Origin of the sequence: Scytonema millei VB511283, from assembly GCF_000817735.3 — a bacterium.
Taxonomy (GTDB): Bacteria; Cyanobacteriota; Cyanobacteriia; order Cyanobacteriales; family Chroococcidiopsidaceae; genus Chroococcidiopsis; species Chroococcidiopsis millei_B.
Map to the genome: position 1 here is coordinate 352,442 of NZ_JTJC03000017.1, position 20,314 is coordinate 372,755.

Genomic DNA, 20,314 nt, shown 5'->3' on the forward strand with positions numbered 1-20,314 from the left:
TTAGGTATCCAAATTACGAGCAACGCTACGCATCAAAAAGATCGCGACGATGTTGGCAAGGATGACGGCAATTAATCCACCCGCTGAAGCACCGCCAACATCAAATTCCAGCAAAGCTTTCAGGAAAATATAATAGGCAAGGTTGGTAGTTGCCAGTCCAGGTCCACCACCAGTAGTCACGAAAATTTCGGCAAAGATGGTCAGGAAGAAAATCGTTTCGATCGCAGCGACTACAGCAATAGCGCGACTCAAATGCGGTAGCATAACGAAACGAAATAAGGCGATCGCATTTGCTCCATCCATGCGCGCCGCTTCTAGCTGTTCGCGGTCTAAAGACTGGATTGCCGTTAATAAAATCAGCAGCGCAAAGGGCAGCCATTCCCACGAAACAATGATGATAATCGCCAGCAGGGGAAAATCTGCAAACCAATCGATCGCCCCTAATCCTAATCCTCTGGTAATTTGAGCAAACAGTCCGTTGACTGGATGCATCAACATATTTTTCCAGATCAGGGCGCTGACTGTAGGCATGACGAAGAATGGCGAGATTGCCAATACCCGCGCAATCCCGCGACCAGGAAAGTCTTGGTCAAATAAGACCGCGAGTAACGTACCGATGGCGATCGTAATTGCTAATACGGAGGCAACCAAAATTAGAGTAGTGGCGATCGCCGTCCATAATGCCGGATCGGTGAGGATGAAGGTAAAGTTTTCTATCCCAATGAATCTGCGGGCATCTGGATTCAGCAGGTTATACCGCTGAAAGGAGAACCATACGGTCATCGCCAGAGGCACAATCATCCATAGCAACAGGACAACGACCGAAGGCGCAACTAAAGGTAAGGTCGATGTCTGTCGCTTGGAACGTTTGGCGGGTGGTGGCGTTGCCTGTTGAGGCTTTACAGCTAATGAGGAAGACATAAGTAAATCAAAATTCAAAAGTCAAAAGTCAAAAATTGTAGGGGAGGACACTTACGTGCGGGGGTTCCCCCCGTTGAGTAAAGTGTCCGTGCGGGTTCACCCGAAATACTGGTCAGAATCAAACACGATTGGTAAACCCGCCCGTACAGGAGTCAGAAGTCAAAAATTGGAATTAACTGGTCACTGGTCACTGGTCACTGATTGATGTATCCGGTGTGTTTCATGAACCGTTCGGTTGTACTTTGCGATTGTTGCAATGCTTGGTCTACCGAGATGTTATTGGTCAGTGCGGCGGCGATGGTTTGTCCAACTGAAGCGCCGATCGCCTGAAATTCTGGAATGTCCACATATTGCACTCCCTTGTAAGGAGTCGGTTCTTTAGAGGGATGGGTAATATCGGCAGATTGGATTGAGTTCAAGACGATCTGAGCAAACGGTGCGGCTTTTTGATAGTTAGGGTTGTTGTAGGTGGAAGTTCTCGTCCCTGCTGGTACGGCAACCCAGCCATTTTTGTTTGCAACTAATTGAATGTATTCCTTGGATGTTGCCCAGGCGATGAACTTTTGCGCTTCTGCGGGAGATTTTGAGGTTTGAGGAATCGCTAACGCCCAAGCCCATAGCCAGTTTGAGCCGTTAGGATATTCTTCAATTGGCGCACGGGCAAAGCCAACTTTGTCAGCCACTTGGGATTCTTCGGGATTTGATAACAGCCCCGCTGCAACGGTTGCATCTACCCACATGCCGCATTTACCTGTTGAGAATAACGCTAGATTCTCATTGAATCCGTTGGAACTGGCTCCTGGGGGACCATATTTTTGTAGCAGCTCGACGTAAAATCCTACTGCCTCTTTCCAGGCTGGAGTATCGATCTGAGGTTGCCACTTCATGTCAAACCATCTTCCACCGGAGGTGTTGACTAACGTAGACAGAAATGCCATGTTTTCGCCCCAGCCAGGTTTTCCTCGCAGGCAAACGCCGTATACTCCATTTGCCGGATCGTGGACTTTACTCGCCCACTGTGCGATCTGAGCGTAGGTTGGTTGTTCGGGAACGTTAATTCCTGCTTTGGCAAACAAGTCTTTGCGGTAGTACAGCATCGAACTTTCTCCATAGAACGGCAGCGCGTAGAGCGTGCCATCGTGGGAAAGCCCTTCTCGGATTGGTTTTAGCAGATCGTTTACGTCATAGCCAGCAGGTAGGCTATTCAATGGTGTCAGCCAACCTCGTCTCGCCCAAATCGGTGTTTCATAAGAACCGATTGTCAAGACATCAAATTGTCCTCCCTGGCTGGCAACATCCGTAGTCGTGCGTTGGCGCAACACGTTTTCTTCCAGCACTACCCACCTGAGTTCGATATTGGGGTTTTCTTGCTCGAACTGGCGAGAAAGCCCCTGCATGACTACCATATCGCCGTTGTTGACAGTGGCGATCGTCAATCTAGTTTTCTCGGCAGCTGATGATGACGAACAAGCGTGTAGCAGTTGCACCAGCATCAACCCAGTCAGGAATGCAACCAGTACTTTAGCGAAGCGGGGGATACGCACCGCATAACTCCTTTGATGTTAAAAAATTAAATGAAATTTTGATTTTATGCTCTTGTTTTGGGCAAAAGCTCAATAATAGAGATCGTACTCGGCTCGATTTAAAAAATGAGAAGTCAATGAGTATTTGCAATAATTCTTCAACAATAGGTAGAACCAATGACAGCAAAAGCCACCTATGACTTTGCAGGTAAGACTATCCTGATTACAGGCGGTGCAGGAGACATTGGCAAAGCGACCGCACTTCGTTTTGCTGCTAATGGTGCAGGTGTAGCACTCTTGGATTTAAACGAAACAAAGATGGCAGATGTGGCGCGAGAATTAGCAGAGTACAATGTTCCAGTCGCCACATTTGGCTGTGATGTGACAACCTCTGAAGATGTCGCCAAAGCTTTTGCTGGTGCTGTAGAGCAGTTGGGGCGGATCGACTATGTTTTTAATAATGCAGGCTATCAAGGTTTATTTGCCAAAACTGATGAGTATCCAGAAGATGACTTTCAAAAAGTCATTGACATCAATGTTGTCGGCGTTTTTCACGTTCTCAAAGCCGCCGCACAACATATGCGCGAATCTGGCGGCGGGGCAATTGTAAATATGGCAAGTTATGCAGGGGTAGTGGGTCCACCGAATATGCTGGCTTACGCTGCTTCTAAGTTTGCAGTTATCGGTATGACTCAGACAGCAGCAAAGGATCTCGCTCCTTATGGTATTAGAGTCAACGCTCTTTCTCCAGCGTTAATCGGTCCTGGCATGATGTGGACGCGACAAACAGAATTACAGGCAGCTGTGGGATCTCAATACTTTAGTTCAGAACCCAAAGTCGTCGAGCAACAAATGATCGATTCAGTCCCGATGCGCCGTTTGGGAAGCTTAGAAGAGGTTGCTAATAGCGTGGCGTTTCTCATGAGTGAAGAAGCTAGCTATATTACTGGGTTTAACTTGGAGATTACGGGCGGACAATGACCAGTGACTCCTGACCAGTGACTCCTGACCAGTGACCAGTGACTCCTGACCAGTGACCAGTGACTCCTGACCAGTGACTCCTGACCAGTGACCGGTTAACCGTCAACTGTCAACCGTCAACTGATAAGCAATTACCCATTACCAATTACCACTTTTAATAATTTGTAAAGAATTGAGCAAAATGCTTTTCTTTGGGCATATGCTCAAAAATACAATCTTCCTTTTGGGAGATCTGTAGATCCTGAAGGTATGATATGCGAGAAACTGGTTCGGAGCGACGCGATCGCAAGTTAGATCTGGCAGCTCATGCCGCATGGCTCTATTACATAGCTGGCAATACCCAAGAAGAAATCGCGGCAAAGCTCAGTGTGTCTCGGCAAGCGGCACAACGCCTGATTGCGCTGGCAGTGAGTGAAAAGCTGATTAAATTTCGGCTCGATCATCCCTTGAGTGAATGTATTGCTCTGGCTGAAGCGCTACGCGACAAATTCGATTTATCGCTTTGCGAAGTCGTACCGAATGACGCGGGCAGTGGCGATACATTCAATGGTATCGGCATGTGTGCTGCTAGCTGTTTAGAGACGTATCTTGTGGCAAAAACCCCCACAGTATTGGCATTTACTTCAGGGCGAACATTGCGATCGATGGTGGAGCAGATCCCGTCAATGGATCAACCGCAGCATAAAATTGTCTCGATTATTGGCAATATGTCTCACTACGGACGGGCAGGTCGGCATGAAGTCGTGATGCATTTATCGGATCGCGTCGGTTCGCAAGCCTATCCAGTCCCGACTCCGGTGGTAGCGACTAGTGTTGAGGAACGAGAACTATTGCAAACGCAGCGATCGTTCATCGCCGTCAAAACTCTTGCCGAGCAAGCCAAGGCAACGTTTGTCGGTATCGGTCAGATTGTTTGGAATGCCCCATTACATCAAAATGGCTTTATTAACGATGACGAGATAGCTGAATTAGTCGAACTGGGGGCAGTGGGGGAGATTGCAGGCTGGGCGTACGATCGCCACGGAGTTTTGCTGCAACAGGGAACAAATAGCCGTGTCGCCAGCGTACCGCTCGAACAACCAGCACAAAGGCTTGTAATTGGTGTAGCAGGCGGCGTGAAAAAAGCAGAAGCTATTTTAGCTGCTTTACGCGGCAAGTTAATTACAGGGTTAATTATCGATGAAGCAGCCGCTCAAGCGATTCTTGACAAAATCTGAATAGGCTAGTAAAAGAGCGATCGCCTTCATAATTTGAACAGAACGCGATCGCCCAACCAACTACCAACTGCCAACCACCAACTACCAATAACTAAATATCCCGTTCGCTCAACTCGCGAGTCATGTGATCGAACGGTTCATCGATAAAAGCTGTATTTTCCACACCAGCTGCTGCTACTTGTGCCTTCACAAGATCCTTCATCATTTGGATACCGCGCACGGTAGGACCAATTGGTACACCCAGAGAATTATAAGTCTCCCGCAAGCCTTGTAGTACGCGCTCGTCTAACACGTCCATGTTGCCAGCTACCAGTGCGTAAGTCGCGTAACGTAGGTAATAATCCATATCTCTCAAACAAGCAGCATAGCGCCGCGTTGTATAGGCATTACCACCAGGACGAATCAATTCTGGTTGTTCGGCAAATAATTGCGAACCAGCCTGCTTGACAATTGACGCAGCATTTGAGTTGACTGTTGCAGCTGCTTGAACCCGTGCCGTTCCAGTGTCAAAGTAAGACTTAAGCCGTTCTAGGGCAGTGCGATCGAAGTATCGTCCTGCCACGTCGTAAGTTCCAATTAAGCTTGTTATTGCGTCCCGCATTTGATTGCTCTCCGAATTTTCCTATCTGTGGTTTGATATTGTTGAGCTAAGGAATTGCACTTGTTAATAACTGACCGTGCCACCTCACGCTTGAAAGCCTACAAGCAAACCATTGCTCTTTAAGGATTTTAAGCTAAATTTGACCCCGATGAGAAACCATCCATGCGTCCCAATTGATACAGCTTGTTAAGGAATAACTAATATAAGCCTCCAGACAGACGTTTTGTCATTTAAACTACAAAATTGCCTTCACTCTCTTTCTAGGATGATTCAAATGTGGCAAGATCTGGCTTCCAGTGAACCACATCGCGGCAGCAAGCTGAGAGTGCAGCTGAGAGTGCAATAGTTCCATTCAGTCATTGGCAGATTAAGGAGTCACCATGCCCGAAACCGCACAAGAAGTCTTGAAGATGATTCAAGACCAGAACATTCAAGTCATCGATCTAAAATTCATTGACACGCCTGGAATTTGGCAGCATTTAACGGTATACCAAAACCAAATTGAAGAAAGCAGCTTTACCGACGGCGTAGCCTTCGATGGTTCTAGTATTCGCGGTTGGAAAGCCATTAATGAATCAGATATGGCAATGGTTCCCGATCCAAAAACCGCTTGGATCGATCCATTTATGGCAGAACCGACTCTAAGCCTAATCTGTAGCATTATTGAACCTCGTACAGGAGAGCCTTACGCCCGCGATCCTCGCTCTATCGCTCAAAAAGCCCTAGACTACCTAATCTCCACAGGCATTGGTGACACAGCCTTTTTTGGTCCAGAAGCCGAGTTTTTCATTTTTGATGATGTCCGCTTCGACCAAAATCAACACGAAGGTTACTACCACGTAGATTCCATTGAAGGGCGTTGGAACACAGGTAGAAAAGAAGAGGGTGGTAACCTGGGCTACAAACCCCGCTACAAAGAGGGATATTTCCCAGTTGCACCAACAGATACCTCTCAGGATATGCGGACTGAGATGTTGCTGACAATGGCTAAGTGTGGAGTACCGATTGAAAAGCACCACCATGAAGTCGCAAGCGGTGGACAGTGCGAACTTGGTATCCGCTTCGATACTATGATCAGGTCGGCTGATAATTTGATGATTTATAAGTACGTCATCAAAAATGTTGCCAGAAAGTATGGCAAAACTATCACCTTTATGCCAAAGCCAGTGTTCAACGACAATGGCTCTGGGATGCACACCCACCAATCAATTTGGAAAGATGGGCAGCCTTTGTTTGCAGGTGATAAGTATGCTGGTTTAAGCGAAATGGGGCTGCATTACATTGGTGGTATCCTCAAGCACGCTCCTGCACTTTTAGCTTTAACTAATCCCACGACTAACTCTTACAAGCGCTTAGTCCCTGGGTTTGAAGCGCCTGTAAACCTTGCCTATTCTCAAGGTAACCGCTCTGCTTCCATCCGCATTCCGCTATCTGGACCCAATCCTAAAGCTAAGCGACTAGAATTCCGTTGTCCAGATGCAACCGCTAACCCCTATTTAGCCTTTGCTGCTATGCTTTGCGCTGGATTGGACGGGATTAAGAATCAGATCGACCCTGGCGAACCCTTAGACGTGGATATCTACGACTTGTCTCCAGAAGAGTTAAGCAAGATTCCTTCGACTCCAGGCTCATTAGAAGACGCTCTAGAAGCACTGGAAAAAGATCATGAATTCTTAACGACAACTGGGGTATTCACGGAAGATTTCCTCCAAACCTGGATTGCTTACAAGCTTGATAACGAAGTTAACCCGATGCGTTTGCGTCCCCATCCTTATGAATTTGCCCTCTACTACGATTGCTAGAACGTTACATGTATAGCAGGGAGCAGAGAGCAGGGAGCAGAGGAAAAAGACTTGGCTACTATTGCTTGTAGACAATTGAAATGTCCTCATCTATCCGCTCTCTGCTGTAACGCCTTACTATCGCTAAATGAGTTTTCAGCCACCAAATTGCAGGTGGCTTTTTTCATGCGGCAAATGCACCTTACCAGCGTCCAAAAATTTTTCGCCAAAAATCTCCAGACCTATCGAAAGATTTAGGAATTTCTCGTTACACTTATTTACAATAAATTAAAGATTAGGTAAAGACCGACTCAACAACGATTCCAGCAACTACCTATGGCTGACACTTTAACAAAACTGACATATCAAACTTTTCAGCAGAGCAAAAATTACTTTGGACTCGCTCACAAGATACTCAGCACGCGGTTGATGAGTCTCGTTTCGCCGAGCGATCGCAAGTCCAAGCCTTTGCCTCTAGACGTGCTACAGAAAATTCACCAGCGTTACGAACGTCTGTTAGAAGTAGACTGGCAAGATGCCGAGGCAAAAGTATATCCCCACAATATACTGTTCGATAACCCTTGGGATGAGTTTTTCCTCTACTATCCGGCTGTATGGTTCGATTTGCCGCAAATCTGGGAAAGAGCTAAACAAAAAAACTACCAAGATTTTGACCCCAATTTAGACACCGCTGGCTATCCCAACTACTACCTGCAAAATTTTCATCATCAAACGGGTGGCTATTTAAGCGATTTATCAGCCAATCTCTACGATTTACAAGTGGAAATTTTATTTGGCGGTTCGGCTGATGCCATGCGGCGGCGGATTCTCACACCCTTGCAGCAAGGATTGAGTGCTTTTGATGATGTACCCGCTAGCCAAATTAAGGTTCTCGATATTGCCTGCGGTACTGGTCGCACGCTAAAAATGATTCGCGCCGCTTTACCCAAAGCAGCGTTGTTCGGTACGGATTTATCCCCAGCCTATTTGCGCAAAGCCAATCAGATGTTGTCTCAAATTCCTGGGGAACTACCGCAACTGCTGCAAGCTAATGCTGAAGAGTTGCCATACATGGATAACTACTTCCACGCTACGACCAGCGTATTCTTATTCCACGAACTACCAGCAGTCGCACGGCAGCAAGTCATTGAGGAAGCTTTCCGAGTCACCAAGCCAGGTGGTAAGTTTATCATCTGCGACTCAATTCAGATGAGCGACTCTCCAGAACTAGAGCCAGCCATGACAGGCTTCTACGAAACCTTCCACGAGCCATACTACAGACATTACATGACAGATGACTTGGTAGAGCGTCTAGAAAAGGCAGGTTTTGAGAATGTCACTACTGAAGTCCAATACATGAGTAAGGTGTTGGTAGCACGTAAACCAGTGTAAAAATTGCGTTCAAAGGCGGTGGCATCGCTACCGCCTTTGAACGAGAAGATAAATTAAGATTTATTGCTAAAGACAGGCAATTACTATGCCTAAAAGCGATAAATTGGGTCTAGGAGACCTCAAAGCTGTTAGAAGGCATTTCTATGACGAGCGATCGACCCGATCCGGCAACGGTGGCAACTGAATCTATGTCTAACGAAGAAATCCTCGAAGAGTTAGTTGAAGGTACTGGCACTAACCACGTAGAAGTGATTGAAACTGTCATTGCTAGCTTGCAGCAAGATGAAAGTGCAATGGTCAGCCATAGTCAGAATAGCTATTTATGGAAGTTTAAGTATGGTAGCGTTGAAGTCTTCGTGCAACTAACCGGACAAACCGACGAAGATACATTCAAAGTTTGGTCTACGATCTTAAAACTACCAACCAAAAACGATGCTGGCTTAATGCGACGGTTACTAGAAATGAACTGGTCTGATACATTTGAAGCCAGTTTCGGTATTTTTGACGAGCAAATTGTGGTCTTGTCTACCCGCACTGTGGCAGAACTTTCTGCTGGCGAAGTATCCCGCCTGATTACAGTCGTAGCTACGATCGCCGATGATAATGACGAAGCTTTACAACAAGAATTTGCTTGACAGTTATCAGTTATCAGTGAAGAAAGGGAGCAGGGAGTAGGGAGAATTACTTTTGACTTTTAACTTTTGACTTTTAACTTTTGGCGGTTAATTCCTCACCTAGAAGCACCAGGAACAGTCCAGATGGCGATCGATCGCTATCTGGTCGAGCAGCATCAGTTAGGTCTAATGCCTGCTACATTAAGGTTTTACAGTTGGTCGCCGCCAGCAATTTCTCTTGGATACCATCAACATCAGTATCCCGATCGCTGGCAAAATTTAATTTGGCATGGTAGGGCGATCGATTTGGTACGCCGTCCAACGGGAGGTAGGGCAGTTTTACATCAAGGCGATTTAACCTATGCTGTGGTGATTTCTGGATTATCTGGGAGTCGCACTCAGGTATACCAACAAATTTGTGAATTTCTGATTCAGGGGTGGCGATCGCTAGGCATTCAGTTACACTACGGTACGGTTGGACGAGGATACATTCATAACCCTAACTGCTTTGGTACGGCAACAGGAGCGGATCTAGTTTTGGCAGATGGGACAAAATTAATTGGTAGCGCTCAACTAAGGCGCGGTAATGTTATTCTTCAACATGGTTCGATGCGGTTGGAGCCAGATGAGGAGTTGTTTGCTCAAGTATTTGGTAAAGATGTTTTTGCTCCAGTAAAACTACCTCTGAATCTACACAAGGAAGAGTTAGTCAGAACAGTTATGAATGCCTTAGTTGCATCTGCCAAAAGTTATTTTCAGGCTGAATTCGTCGTACAACCGCTATCCGATCGAGAATGGGAAAAAGTATATTTGGATTGCGATTAATCAGTTATCAGTTATCAGTTATCAGTTATCAGTTATCAGTCAAGCGTGGTGCGTGGTGCGCGAGTCATTAATTCTCCCCTGCTCCCCTGCTCCCCTGCCCCCCTGCTCTCTTCCCCGACGATTTTTTGTGAAAGTTAAAGATATTGGCGAACAAGGTTTATTAGAGCGGTTGCAGCGTTTTTGTCCGACAGAAATCATCGGTGACGATGCTGCCGTAATCACAACATCGCCAGAAAAATCTCTGGTGGTAACGACAGATATGTTAGTGGATGGGGTACATTTTAGCGATGCTACCACGAATCCAGAAGATGTGGGGTGGCGATCGGCTGCGGCTAACCTGTCTGACTTAGCTGCAATGGGGGCTACACCGCTTGGAATTACCGTCGCCTTGGGATTACCTGGTGAGGTTTCTGTGGAGTGGGTAGAACGCCTCTACAAAGGTATGGATGAATGTTTGAAACTACATCAGACTCCAATTGTAGGGGGAGATGTCTGTCGTTCTCCAGTTATTACAGTTGCGATTACAGCTTTTGGCGAAGTGGAGCCAAACCAAACGATTTATCGCCATACAGCGCAAGTTGGAGATGCGATCGCAATTACAGGCTTTCATGGCGCTTCTCGTGCTGGGCTAGAATTGCTCCTGCATCCAGAAATTGGGCAAAATCTGAGCGATCGCGATCGCGCCTTTCTCATCCAAGCGCACCAACGCCCCAAACCCCGTTTAGATGTTTTACCTATTCTGCAAGAAATTTTAGCAGGAGATGTAGGGAAGGCAAAGAGAGCATTTAATTCCGAATTCCGAATTCCGAATTCCGAATTTCCCATTTCTGGCATGGACAGCAGCGATGGTTTAGCCGATGCGATCGTCCAGATTTGCGCAATGAGTAATGTTGGTGCGAGGATCGATCGCGATCGAATTCCAATTCCTCCAGCTTTGTCTAATTTAGTGACCGCAGAACAGGCTGTAGAATGGGCTTTGTATGGCGGCGAAGATTTTGAGTTAGTTCTGTGTCTACCTCAACAACTAGCTGAAGCCCCGATCGAACATTTGGGTGAAGGTGCGGCAATTATCGGCGAAATTACCGCAGAATCGGCAATTATACTAGGCGATCGCACTAACAAAAACCCCGACCGGATTCTCAGCCGCGATCGGGGGTTTCAACACTTTTAGTTGACAGTTAACCGTCAACTGTTAGCTGTCAACCATTTATTATTTCCAATCTCTAGCAACTAACTCAGCCAGATCTAATACCCGTTGGCTGTAGCCCCATTCGTTGTCATACCAAGCCATGACTTTAACTAGGTCGTTGCCCATAACAAGCGTCAAGCTAGCATCAACGATGGAAGAAGCATCATGACCTTGGTAATCCGAGGATACTAGAGGTAGATCGCTATATTCTAGAATGCCCTTGAGGGAGCCTTCAGCAGCTTCCTTCAATGTGGAATTGACTTCTTCAGCAAAGGTTGGTTTTTCAACCTGAGCAACCAAGTCTACCATCGAGACGTTGGGAGTAGGAACGCGCAAAGCAACACCGTTCAGCTTACCTTTCAAGTCTGGTAGTACTAAAGCCACTGCTTTAGCAGCACCAGTAGATGTAGGAACGATGTTCATAGCTGCGGCTCTTGCCCGTCTGACATCGCGGTGGCTGGCATCGAGTAATCTTTGATCCCCAGTGTAGCTGTGGGTGGTGGTCATCGTGCCTTTGATGATGCCGAATTTTTCATGCAGCACTTTGACGATGGGCGCTAAGCAGTTCGTGGTACAGCTAGCATTACTTATGATTGTGTGCGTTTCATGCGCGTACTCGTGATGGTTTACGCCATAGACAAACGTACCATCATCATTTTTACCTGGAGCCGTGATCAACACCTTCTTTGCACCAGCGTTCAAGTGTTTGGTTGCCCCTTCGCGACTGGTGAATACACCTGTCGATTCGATAATGAGATCGATATCCCAGTCTTTCCAAGGCAAGTTCTCTGGATTGCGATCGGAGGTGCATTTAACCGTCTTACCCTTGACGATAATCGAATTTTCATCTGCGCTGATGTCGATGCCTTTTAAAGTCCCCAACATGGTGTCATACTTCAGCAGATGAGCGTTGGTCTTCGGATCGGAAGTATCGTTGATCGCGACTATTTCGATATCACTGCTGTCTCTCAGAAGCCAGCAACGCATGAAGTTACGTCCGATCCGCCCAAAACCATTGATTGCAACTCTAATCACAGCGTCTTGCCCTCTGGTGTAGTGAATAAAATACCTATTATTGACAATCGATCATATCGCAAAGGGCGCTCTATTCTAAACTAGCTTCAGTGACATTGACAGAAAAACCACACAAATCATTGGGATCGTTAGACGTACAACTGATTTGCGACGATGTATTTCCTCACTGCTTCAGGAACGAAGTAGCGGATCGAACGGCGATCGCGGCAGTATTGCCTAACTAAGCTTGCCGAAATTCCTACCAAAGGTAGATTGATAATTTGCCAGCGAACGTGCATTGATTCAGTGGCTAACTGTTGTGCTACCCGATCGCATAATACCTGAATTGGGGGACTTTCTGATTCAACGAGCGGACGCGGAGCGACTAACCACTCACAAACAGGGGCGATTTCCTGGCGATGATACCAACGGGGTAAGGTGAGAAACGTGTCTAAGCCTAAAATCCAGTACCAACGACCATCAGGGTAATTTGCTTGCAGTGCCTGCAAAGTTTGGTTGGCATAGGTAGCTTTCATAAATGTATCCGATGGGGGTGCGATTTCCCAATCATGACGATCTGCGATCGCCTGTCGTACCATTTCCCACCGATGCTGAAATGGTGTCGATTGTTTGTAGTGTGGGCGAGAATTGACTACCCAAATTACCTGTTCTAATCCAACTTGACTGCAAGCACTCTCAGCAACCAACAAGTGTCCCCAATGTACCGGATCGAAAGTACCGCCGAAAATGCCTATTTTGTCATTTGTCATTGGTCATTTGTCATTTGTGAGTAGCTAGTAGCTGGTGGAACCAGTAGCTGGAATCTTTTCTAGACACCAGCTACTAGTAGACTTGGGCGTGAGTTAGCCTACCCTTTGGCTCACCGTTTTAGGACTTTTCCTTCATCAGTCCAGTTGAAGGGTTGTGCCATTGTGCAGTTGAAATCATCAATCAACTCAAGCCATACGCTGTTTGAGTTGGGCAATACTTGTGAAATCGTATGGTAGCTCTATTTACGCTCAAGTCTACTCATCACTAGTGGCTGGCGACTAGTCACTCGATCGCCAGTTGCGCTAGCGTAGCTCCTAGCTGTACGCAGACAACCCCAAGTAGTGCGCTACCTAACCAATAGAGGCTAGCAGTTGCAAATTGATGGTTTCTTGCTAATGCTACCGTATCTAAGCCATAGGTGGAAAAGGTGGTGTAGGAGCCTAAAAAACCTACTGCAATTAATAATCTGACTTCTGGAGAAATCGCGATTGCCCTTTCTAAAGCAAGGGTAGTGAAAAACCCCATCGCAAAACAACCTGTGAGGTTGATGAAAAAAGTTCCGTAGGGGAAACTCGTGCCGAAGCGTTGCACAAACCATAAAGTCAGATAATAGCGACTCAAAGCTCCAGCGATCGCACCAAAACTAATCGCAATCGGATTGCGAATTGCTGGCTGTTGCAGTGCTAAAAGTTGTATTAAATGTTTCCAACTCATAATAATGAGCAGTTGGTAGTAAGATGGGCATTGCTCACCTTACTATAAAATTATCTCTCATCTACAAGCGATCGCTCGCTACTACAGCGATCGCAGTCAGTAGTTCTCGATCGCAACAGTTGTGAATACCAATATTTTTGTGTTCTAGTTATCAAATAGTTATCAAATATTCTTAAAATAGTCTTTTTTAACGTTTGATTCTCAAGCAGCCTCCACATTTATTACTACCGATAGATTCAAAATCTGTATAGATAGTTGCAATTCAGTAATTTTCTTGAGAAAAAATTGTGGCATGACACGATAATGTTCTCTCACCCCTCATAAAGGTGAGTAGATCCGTACTCAAGGGGGAGGTTATCTGCCTCCTAAATCTGAATCAAGGTCGATACAATTAGAGTGCGCTTTGAGTAATGTTGTTGCTATACAAATTCAGCATTAATAACAGCATTACAAGGAGAAAATATATGCACAATCAGTTCAGAACAGTTGCACTGCTAGGGTTATTAAGTGGTTTATTAATTGCAATTAGCTACTGGATTCTTGGTGGTAGCGCTGGTGTTATAACCGGTATTGTCATTGCTGCAATTACTAATCTAGTATCTTGGTATCAGTCGGATAAGATCGCACTGGCAGCTTATCGCGCCCGACCGATTAGTCCCCAGCAAGCACCAGGACTATATCAGATGGTAAAACGGTTGTGCGATCGCGCTAAATTGCCGATGCCTGCTCTGTACCTCATTCCCTCGCGTGCAGCGAATGCTTTTGCAACCGGACGCGACCCCGAACACGCAGCTGTTGCTGTAACGGAAGGAATTTTAGAATTACTGCCTGAAGATGAATTAGAAGGTGTCATTGCTCATGAATTGACTCATGTTGCAAATCGCGACACCCTGACGCAAGCAGTTGCAGCGACGATTGCGGGAGCCATTTCTTTCCTGGCTCAAATGGCTAGCTATGGTCTGTGGTTCTCTGCACCAACATCTAGAGATAATCGCGGTGGTGTCAACCCGATTGGAATATTACTGACAGTTATACTTGCGCCTGTGGCAGCAACAATTATTCAACTCGCTATTTCGCGGACGCGAGAATTCTCTGCTGATGCTGGTTCGGCACGGATGACTGGTAATCCTCGCGCTTTGGCGAGAGCGCTACAGCGGTTAGAAAGTGTTGCTAGACAGTCACCGATGGTGGGTAATCCTGCTTTTGAACCGCTACTGATTGTTAATGCTTTTTCGGGACAATTCATGAGTGGATTGTTTTCCAGCCACCCATCAACTGAGGCGCGGATCGAGCAACTTTTAAAATTGGAAAGAGAGTTACCGCAGTCTACTAAGTTTTCCTTTGGTCAGTAGTCATCAGTTAAAGCAAGCAAAAGATCGCTAGTTACTCATTTAGGAGATCGAACCATGACTAATGAAATTGGCAATCAAGAAGACAACTCCGTGAAAATCGAAATCATTCCCCAAGATAGCAGCGCTCTTGTTGACGAGCAAATGCCTGGGGAAAGCGATGAAATTAAAAACGAAACAAAAGCCTTGATTGAAGCAATTAGAACCCGCGCTCAACTAGAGGCACAATCTGCCGGTTCTTTCACTCGCGAAACGTATATAGAAGCTGTACGTAAGGCAAGGGAGTTTGTAGAACGGAATCAGCCTTTGATCGAAAGAGATCGCCTAGAAAACTCCTACGAACACCTTAAGCAAGAAGCCGAGAAGAACTGGGAATCGATTGCCAGAGAAATACACGAATTTGGCGATCGGCTGGCAGATGCAGCTAAAGCCGCTTGGGATGCCTTTACTGCTCCTCGTGGTTCTAACCGCTAGTTATTTGATGAAATAGTGTCAAGTTTAAAACAGCAATGTTTTAGAGCAGGAGAGTGGCGATCGCGACTCTCCTGTTTTCTGTTGGTCAGATCGGCAGAGATCGATGTTTAACTTGCTTATCTAAATTTGCTGACAATCTTCAAAAAATCTTCGTAAAAACTCGTACCAGCCTTGTAGTACTTTTTAAAGTATCGAGTTTCTCAAATTCGATTGACTTTTTGCGATCGCTAAAAATCTGCCATAGCTGTTGAAACTCGCCTTCAGCAGCTTCCTTCGTGCTGTTTTGAGATCTAATTTATATGAGAAAATTCGGATTTAGGGTTGTACTAATCGCGATGGCTGTGTCAATGTTTGTCCTTGCCATTGCCTCTAAAGGAAGTTTTGCTCAGGATTCTCGCCCCATCACTGCTAAAGCAACCATCTTCGGTCCCGATATTGCTGGAGAATTAAAGCTACGACAAATTAGTAATGGAGTTACTCTTGTCGATCTTTCTCTTAAAGGAGATCCTAGCGTTCTCACGCCGGGATTACACGGCATTCACTTCCACGAAAAAGCTATTTGTGATGAAGGAGCAGAACCCCGATTTAGTACTGCTGGCGGACATTTCGACCCAGGACCATTCGGTAGCTCCTTACCTGTTCAAGAAAACCACCCTTATCATTTAGGAGATTTACCAAATATAGATATTAATCAAAAAGGTGAGGGCAGACTGATAACTGCTACAAGTCGTATTACCCTTTACGAAAGCCCTGTCTCTCTATTTGATGAAGATAGCAGCGCTATCATCGTTCACCAATTACCCGATTTAATGATATCTGGAGGCACGGCAGCACAATCGGGCGGCGGTCGGCTTGCCTGTGGCGCGATCGAACAAAGCTAAACTTCTCGATTCTTCAGCAGATAATTGGCAAGGAATAAGTCAGAAGTCGTAAGTCGTAAGTCGTAAAGAGGGTGTGGGGTGCGGGGTGTGGGGAAGTTTTGAATGCGTGAATGCGTGAATGCGTGAATTTTGAGCTGCTCCCTCAGCTCCCTCAGCTCTCTTCCCCTGCTCTCTGCTCCCTGCTCCTTGCTCCCTGATAACTGGCAACTGACAACTGACAACAAATGACTAATGAATCTTTCTTTGCCGATTATCTAGCTGCTAGCGTGCGTCTTGCCGTACCGCTAGCGTTTGCAGCTTTAGGGGGTCTTTATTCAGAGAGATCTGGCGTATTAAACATTGGCTTAGAAGGTATGTTGCTTACTGGTGCTTTTGCTAGCGCGGCTGCAACATTTTACAGTAACAACGTTTGGCTGGGCGTATTAGCGGCTATTCTAGCTGGAGGTATGGTAGGGCTACTGCACGCACTACTGAGCGTGTCTTGGCGTGTCGATCAGTTAGTTTCTGGGTTGGCAATTAATTTAGTTGCTGCTGGCTTGACATCTTTTCTGGCGCGGCTGATCTTTAGCGGTGGTGCGCAGAAATTACCAGGTATTGAGGCGATCGCCATTCCTGGGTTAGTCAATATTCCCATAATAGGTTCTCTATTATTCGCGCAAAATATTCTGGTATATTTGCTAATTTTTCTGGTTGGATTTACAAATTACTTATTGTTTTACACTCATCCTGGCTTAACCCTCCGTGCTGTAGGAGAATATCCCCGTGCTGCGAATACGGCTGGAGTTTCCGTACTATTGGTGCGTTATTTCAGCGTCATTCTCAGCGGTTGTTTGGCGGGGTTGGGAGGAGCATACTTAAGTTTAGTACAGGTAAAGTTTTTTGCCGAGGGGATGAGTGCTGGTAAAGGTTTTATTGCGATCGCCGCTCTGATTTTTGGTAAATGGCATCCCATCGGTACTACTTTGGCTTGCTTGCTATTTGGCGCTACCGAAGCTCTCCAACTTCGCATTCAAGCTCTGGGTGTTAATATTCCCTATCAATTTTTAGTCATGCTACCTTACGCGATCGCCCTTCTCGCCCTGGTCGGCTTAGCCGGAAAATCCTCTCCCCCAGCCGCTTTAGGTCTTCCCTATCTCAAGGAAAAAAGCGAGTAGTTGTCAGTTATCAGTTATCAGTTATCAGTTATCAGTTAATTCCGGCTTAAGACTTATGACCTACGACTTCATCTCGTGCCAAATAAGCGATCGCCTGCATCTCCTAAGCCAGGAACGATATAACCGTGTTCATCTAAGCGATCGTCAATTGCAGCGGTATAAATTGGTACGTCAGGATGTTGAGAATGAAAATGTTCAATTCCTTCGGGTGCAGCTAGCAAACAGACAAATTTTAAGGAGTAAGGGTTAATCGCTTTGAGGCGATCCACGGCAGCTATAGCCGAATTTCCAGTTGCCAGCATTGGATCGACAATTAAGACATCTCGTTTTTCCACCTCATCGGGAACTTTGAAATAATACTCAATCGCTGTTAAAGTTTTGGGGTCGCGATACAAGCCTATGTGTCCTACCCGTGCGGAAGGCATCAACTCTAACATTCCATCCAAAATTCCCTGCCCTGCCCGTAAAATCGATACTATCACTAGCTTTTTATCGGGAGCTAGCATTGGCGCGTTTGTAGAGGCAATTGGTGTATCGATCTGTTCGGTTTTTAGAGGTAGATCCCGCGTTACTTCGTAAGCTAGTAACAAGCTGATTTCTTTCAACAACGCGCGAAATTTTGCCGTACTAGTTTCGGCTTTCCGCATCAGCGTCAGTTTGTGTTGGATTAATGGATGATCGATAACATGAATTTCGGCTTGCATATTGGAGCAATAATAGATCTAAATACTTCTAAAAATAGCTTGCGAAAATAGAGCAAGTTTCCTCATATACTGTGGTTTCTGGAAATGATTCACTATTAGAGCAACAGAATCGCTCGCGAGTTATTTGTCAATCTCAATCGAGCAATAGTCAGTTATATAGCGAGCCTAAATGATTTGTGAATCTGGGATATTGCTGGTTGACGGTTGACGGTTAACTGTCAACTGTTAACCGTCAACCACCACAAAGATCGGTTCATGACTCAAATAGAATCGCTATATAGCAATTACTAGCTAAAGTATCTCTACTTTGTTGAGCATGAAACTTAGACACTAGCTGACTCATAAGACCCTTCAAATCGCCTTTCTAAAATCTCCTTCTAAAACATTTCGCGGCTTTACTAAAACGATGCATCAAAAAATATTTCTGCTGTAGCTAAAAATACAGGATCTTTTCAAGCTAGACGAAAAAGAAATGATTTAAGACAAAATTCAACATTGAATCTTGACAAATTGGTATGTTTAATGCATCGTTACTTGATATTATATTAGTAATTTATCCAATCATTTCTAAAAAATATCCTACCATTGAGAGCAAATGTAAATTAATATAAATTATTGCACGATATTTGTACTGAGACTTGAGAAATAAATAGAGGTTCATAAGTGTCCATTGGGTAACTGAACCGCTACTCACAGTATATGGGTGGAAGTTCGTACTGATGACAAGCTAGCTAGGGTCATGACACGCATGGGGAGAACGTTAACAAGACTTCCAAATGTAAAGTTTAATGCCTTGCTGGCTAGGAACTCACTCTATTAGTCACAGCGTCGGTAAGATTGCTGAATAAAAAGAGATGAAAGTTTCATCATTACGACCTGAAACACCACGTACTGCCAACCCAAGCAGCTCCAAAAGGTAGTAGGTAGGAAGAATGCAGGTTGTTATGCAAACTGTAAAGCAGGGATTGGAGGAGTGCCATCTCATGAGTAAGTTGGCAACAGACCTGATACAAAGTTGGCGATCGCATCTAGGCACTGAATGTCCAGAACAAAGCGATGCCACCAGAGAGAGTATCATTCGTTGGTTAGTCGGCAACGCGATCGAAAATTGGGAACAACTTAACACCAACGAACAAGCGATCGCCAAACAAGCGATGGAATATCGCTTTCGCATCTTCAAGCAACGTTATTTAGGAATGCCACCAGAACGCGCCTATCGTCAATTAATGACGAGGCTCTGTAGTTTGGAGTTGTTGCGCAATAAAATCCGCACGCTCGTTTCTATGAGTCGCGATCGCCAGCGTCAAGTTACAGAAGTATTGCAAGAAGTACTACAAGAATTATTGCAAAGCGATCGCTACATGCAACAGCAAATAGCTTGGATTGCTGAGTGTACGGACGATCTAAAACTACGCAACGCTCTGCTATTTGCTAGTTTAGAAGAATATTGCTTGCGCCCGATCCGCAGTCAACCCTTATTGGTCTATCGCTTTGTCAATTATTTGCGCCGCACGGCACGGGGAGGAGTCACACAAGTTCCTGTCAATAATAAATTACGCCTGCTGTCTGAAGAAATACTAGGCGATGATAGCGATAACTCCTTTAGCTTGTTAGATCCCAAAGCAGTCGCAGACTATCAAGAAGAACAAAGCTTAGAGGAGCAGCAAACCGCGCGACAGCTAGTGAAACAAGAATTTTCTAGCTATCTCGAAGAAAATCTGGGAACGACTGCCGCACAATGGCTTCAGCTTTACTTACAAGGTAAGTCGCAAGAAGCGATCGCTGCTCAGTTAAACATCTCAGTTAAAGAGATCTATCGTTTGCGAGAGAAAATTAACTACCATGCCGTACGGGTATTTGGACTCAAACATAAACCGGAACTCGTGAGCGAATGGCTGGAGACTTCCCTGATAGAACACAACATGGGACTGACACAAAACCAGTGGGAAGACTTTTCAAGGCAATTAACTCCAATTCAACAACAAATCGTCCAGTTGAAAAAAGCGAATCAGAATAATGAAGAAATTGCGAAAACCTTGAATTTAAAGAGCCATCAGGTTATGACTGAATGGGGTAAACTATACTTGATAGCTCAAGAAATGCGCAGCCAAACATAAGGAATTTCACCTCAACTTCTTATTTCCGTTTCTCCATTCAAATCTCTGTAAACTAAAGTACTTAACCGTTGCGTGTTTTCACTGACCGCGAA

20 protein-coding genes are annotated in these 20,314 nt (G+C 45.5%); 12 read left to right on the top strand and 8 right to left on the bottom strand.

From position 1 onward, the window contains the following. Both QH73_RS27160 and QH73_RS27165 read right to left on the bottom strand, forming a co-directional pair. On the bottom strand, window positions 1-921 hold the full coding sequence (locus tag QH73_RS27160; RefSeq protein WP_039713638.1) for a carbohydrate ABC transporter permease: 921 nt from the start codon (window positions 919-921) through the stop codon (window positions 1-3). Between the two features lie 194 nt (window positions 922-1,115). Beyond that, window positions 1,116-2,465: an ABC transporter substrate-binding protein gene (locus tag QH73_RS27165; RefSeq protein ID WP_039713637.1), complete on the bottom strand. Its 1,350-nt coding sequence runs from the start codon at window positions 2,463-2,465 to the stop codon at window positions 1,116-1,118. A 156-nt stretch (window positions 2,466-2,621) separates the two neighbouring features. On the opposite strand from QH73_RS27165, the gene QH73_RS27170 reads away from it, so the two are divergent. Both QH73_RS27170 and QH73_RS27175 read left to right on the top strand, forming a co-directional pair. Further along, entirely contained in the window at window positions 2,622-3,425 is an 804-nt protein-coding gene (locus tag QH73_RS27170; protein WP_039713636.1) for an SDR family NAD(P)-dependent oxidoreductase, read from the top strand. Between the two features lie 254 nt (window positions 3,426-3,679). After that, a complete protein-coding gene (locus QH73_RS27175; protein WP_039713635.1) occupies window positions 3,680-4,642 on the top strand; it encodes a sugar-binding transcriptional regulator in 963 nt (320 codons plus the stop codon). 91 nt (window positions 4,643-4,733) lie between these two features. Here QH73_RS27175 and apcB read toward each other — a convergent pair whose 3' ends face one another. After that, a complete protein-coding gene (gene apcB / locus QH73_RS27180; RefSeq protein WP_039713634.1) occupies window positions 4,734-5,243 on the bottom strand; it encodes an allophycocyanin subunit beta in 510 nt (169 codons plus the stop codon). A gap of 380 nt (window positions 5,244-5,623) precedes the next feature. On the opposite strand from apcB, the gene glnA reads away from it, so the two are divergent. The 5 genes from glnA to thiL all read left to right on the top strand — a co-directional run bounded on the left by glnA (window position 5,624) and on the right by thiL (window position 11,026). Further along, window positions 5,624-7,045, top strand: coding sequence for a type I glutamate--ammonia ligase (glnA, locus tag QH73_RS27185; protein ID WP_039713633.1), 1,422 nt, complete (start codon window positions 5,624-5,626; stop codon window positions 7,043-7,045). 315 nt (window positions 7,046-7,360) lie between these two features. Continuing rightward, window positions 7,361-8,416, top strand: a complete 1,056-nt coding sequence (locus QH73_RS27190) for a class I SAM-dependent methyltransferase (protein ID WP_039713632.1) — start codon at window positions 7,361-7,363, stop codon at window positions 8,414-8,416. 143 nt (window positions 8,417-8,559) lie between these two features. Continuing rightward, entirely contained in the window at window positions 8,560-9,051 is a 492-nt protein-coding gene (locus QH73_RS27195; RefSeq protein ID WP_039713631.1) for a YbjN domain-containing protein, read from the top strand. A gap of 123 nt (window positions 9,052-9,174) precedes the next feature. After that, complete coding sequence (locus tag QH73_RS27200; protein WP_132867328.1) at window positions 9,175-9,855, top strand: lipoate--protein ligase family protein; 681 nt, start codon at window positions 9,175-9,177, stop codon at window positions 9,853-9,855. A gap of 127 nt (window positions 9,856-9,982) precedes the next feature. Next, a complete protein-coding gene (gene thiL, locus QH73_RS27205; protein ID WP_309476540.1) occupies window positions 9,983-11,026 on the top strand; it encodes a thiamine-phosphate kinase in 1,044 nt (347 codons plus the stop codon). A gap of 39 nt (window positions 11,027-11,065) precedes the next feature. Here thiL and QH73_RS27210 read toward each other — a convergent pair whose 3' ends face one another. The 3 genes from QH73_RS27210 to crcB all read right to left on the bottom strand — a co-directional run bounded on the left by QH73_RS27210 (window position 11,066) and on the right by crcB (window position 13,543). Further along, window positions 11,066-12,079, bottom strand: a complete 1,014-nt coding sequence (locus tag QH73_RS27210; RefSeq protein ID WP_015156647.1) for a type I glyceraldehyde-3-phosphate dehydrogenase — start codon at window positions 12,077-12,079, stop codon at window positions 11,066-11,068. Window positions 12,080-12,207: 128 nt separating this feature from the next. Continuing rightward, complete coding sequence (gene nadD / locus QH73_RS27215) at window positions 12,208-12,828, bottom strand: nicotinate (nicotinamide) nucleotide adenylyltransferase (RefSeq protein ID WP_039713629.1); 621 nt, start codon at window positions 12,826-12,828, stop codon at window positions 12,208-12,210. Between the two features lie 283 nt (window positions 12,829-13,111). After that, window positions 13,112-13,543 carry a fluoride efflux transporter CrcB gene (gene crcB / locus QH73_RS27220; protein ID WP_039713628.1) on the bottom strand — a complete coding sequence of 144 codons (432 nt, stop codon included), beginning with the start codon at window positions 13,541-13,543 and terminating at the stop codon, window positions 13,112-13,114. A 464-nt stretch (window positions 13,544-14,007) separates the two neighbouring features. On the opposite strand from crcB, the gene QH73_RS27225 reads away from it, so the two are divergent. The 3 genes from QH73_RS27225 (at window position 14,008) to QH73_RS27235 (ending at window position 16,247) form a co-directional block, all read left to right on the top strand. Beyond that, window positions 14,008-14,895, top strand: a complete 888-nt coding sequence (locus tag QH73_RS27225) for a M48 family metalloprotease (protein ID WP_039713627.1) — start codon at window positions 14,008-14,010, stop codon at window positions 14,893-14,895. A 54-nt stretch (window positions 14,896-14,949) separates the two neighbouring features. Next, window positions 14,950-15,366 (top strand): hypothetical protein, encoded by a 417-nt coding sequence (locus tag QH73_RS27230; protein WP_015156788.1) that lies wholly within the window; start codon window positions 14,950-14,952, stop codon window positions 15,364-15,366. Between the two features lie 335 nt (window positions 15,367-15,701). Next, window positions 15,702-16,247 carry a superoxide dismutase family protein gene (locus tag QH73_RS27235; protein WP_015156789.1) on the top strand — a complete coding sequence of 182 codons (546 nt, stop codon included), beginning with the start codon at window positions 15,702-15,704 and terminating at the stop codon, window positions 16,245-16,247. On the opposite strand, the gene QH73_RS27240 is transcribed toward QH73_RS27235, so the two are convergent. Further along, on the bottom strand, window positions 16,244-16,468 hold the full coding sequence (locus QH73_RS27240) for a hypothetical protein (protein ID WP_132867294.1): 225 nt from the start codon (window positions 16,466-16,468) through the stop codon (window positions 16,244-16,246). The two genes, QH73_RS27235 and QH73_RS27240, sit on opposite strands and share 4 nt — an antisense overlap. Window positions 16,469-16,471: 3 nt before the next feature. Between QH73_RS27240 and QH73_RS27245 the strand changes: the two genes are divergently transcribed. Then, the gene (locus QH73_RS27245) at window positions 16,472-17,401 is read left to right on the top strand and encodes an ABC transporter permease (RefSeq protein ID WP_039713626.1); all 930 of its coding nucleotides are present in this window, start codon (window positions 16,472-16,474) and stop codon (window positions 17,399-17,401) included. Between the two features lie 68 nt (window positions 17,402-17,469). Here QH73_RS27245 and upp read toward each other — a convergent pair whose 3' ends face one another. Beyond that, window positions 17,470-18,105, bottom strand: a complete 636-nt coding sequence (upp, locus tag QH73_RS27250) for a uracil phosphoribosyltransferase (protein WP_039713625.1) — start codon at window positions 18,103-18,105, stop codon at window positions 17,470-17,472. Between the two features lie 932 nt (window positions 18,106-19,037). Here upp and QH73_RS27255 point away from each other — a divergent pair. After that, window positions 19,038-20,222, top strand: coding sequence for a HetZ-related protein 2 (locus QH73_RS27255; protein ID WP_039713624.1), 1,185 nt, complete (start codon window positions 19,038-19,040; stop codon window positions 20,220-20,222). The last annotated feature ends 92 nt before the right edge of the window (window positions 20,223-20,314 follow it).

Excerpts from the sequence above, each read along its gene's own strand:
- QH73_RS27160 (WP_039713638.1), bottom strand. The coding sequence starts at position 921 with ATGTCTTCCTCATTAGCTGTAAAGCCTCAACAGGCAACGCCACCACCC.
- QH73_RS27170 (WP_039713636.1), top strand. The coding sequence starts at position 2,622 with ATGACAGCAAAAGCCACCTATGACTTTGCAGGTAAGACTATCCTGATT.
- QH73_RS27175 (WP_039713635.1), top strand. The coding sequence starts at position 3,680 with ATGCGAGAAACTGGTTCGGAGCGACGCGATCGCAAGTTAGATCTGGCA.
- apcB (WP_039713634.1), bottom strand. The coding sequence starts at position 5,243 with ATGCGGGACGCAATAACAAGCTTAATTGGAACTTACGACGTGGCAGGA.
- glnA (WP_039713633.1), top strand. The coding sequence starts at position 5,624 with ATGCCCGAAACCGCACAAGAAGTCTTGAAGATGATTCAAGACCAGAAC.
- QH73_RS27190 (WP_039713632.1), top strand. The coding sequence starts at position 7,361 with ATGGCTGACACTTTAACAAAACTGACATATCAAACTTTTCAGCAGAGC.
- QH73_RS27195 (WP_039713631.1), top strand. The coding sequence starts at position 8,560 with ATGACGAGCGATCGACCCGATCCGGCAACGGTGGCAACTGAATCTATG.
- QH73_RS27200 (WP_132867328.1), top strand. The coding sequence starts at position 9,175 with ATGGCGATCGATCGCTATCTGGTCGAGCAGCATCAGTTAGGTCTAATG.
- nadD (WP_039713629.1), bottom strand. The coding sequence starts at position 12,828 with ATGACAAATGACAAAATAGGCATTTTCGGCGGTACTTTCGATCCGGTA.
- crcB (WP_039713628.1), bottom strand. The coding sequence starts at position 13,543 with ATGAGTTGGAAACATTTAATACAACTTTTAGCACTGCAACAGCCAGCA.
- QH73_RS27225 (WP_039713627.1), top strand. The coding sequence starts at position 14,008 with ATGCACAATCAGTTCAGAACAGTTGCACTGCTAGGGTTATTAAGTGGT.
- QH73_RS27230 (WP_015156788.1), top strand. The coding sequence starts at position 14,950 with ATGACTAATGAAATTGGCAATCAAGAAGACAACTCCGTGAAAATCGAA.
- QH73_RS27235 (WP_015156789.1), top strand. The coding sequence starts at position 15,702 with ATGGCTGTGTCAATGTTTGTCCTTGCCATTGCCTCTAAAGGAAGTTTT.
- QH73_RS27245 (WP_039713626.1), top strand. The coding sequence starts at position 16,472 with ATGACTAATGAATCTTTCTTTGCCGATTATCTAGCTGCTAGCGTGCGT.
- upp (WP_039713625.1), bottom strand. The coding sequence starts at position 18,105 with ATGCAAGCCGAAATTCATGTTATCGATCATCCATTAATCCAACACAAA.
- QH73_RS27255 (WP_039713624.1), top strand. The coding sequence starts at position 19,038 with ATGCAGGTTGTTATGCAAACTGTAAAGCAGGGATTGGAGGAGTGCCAT.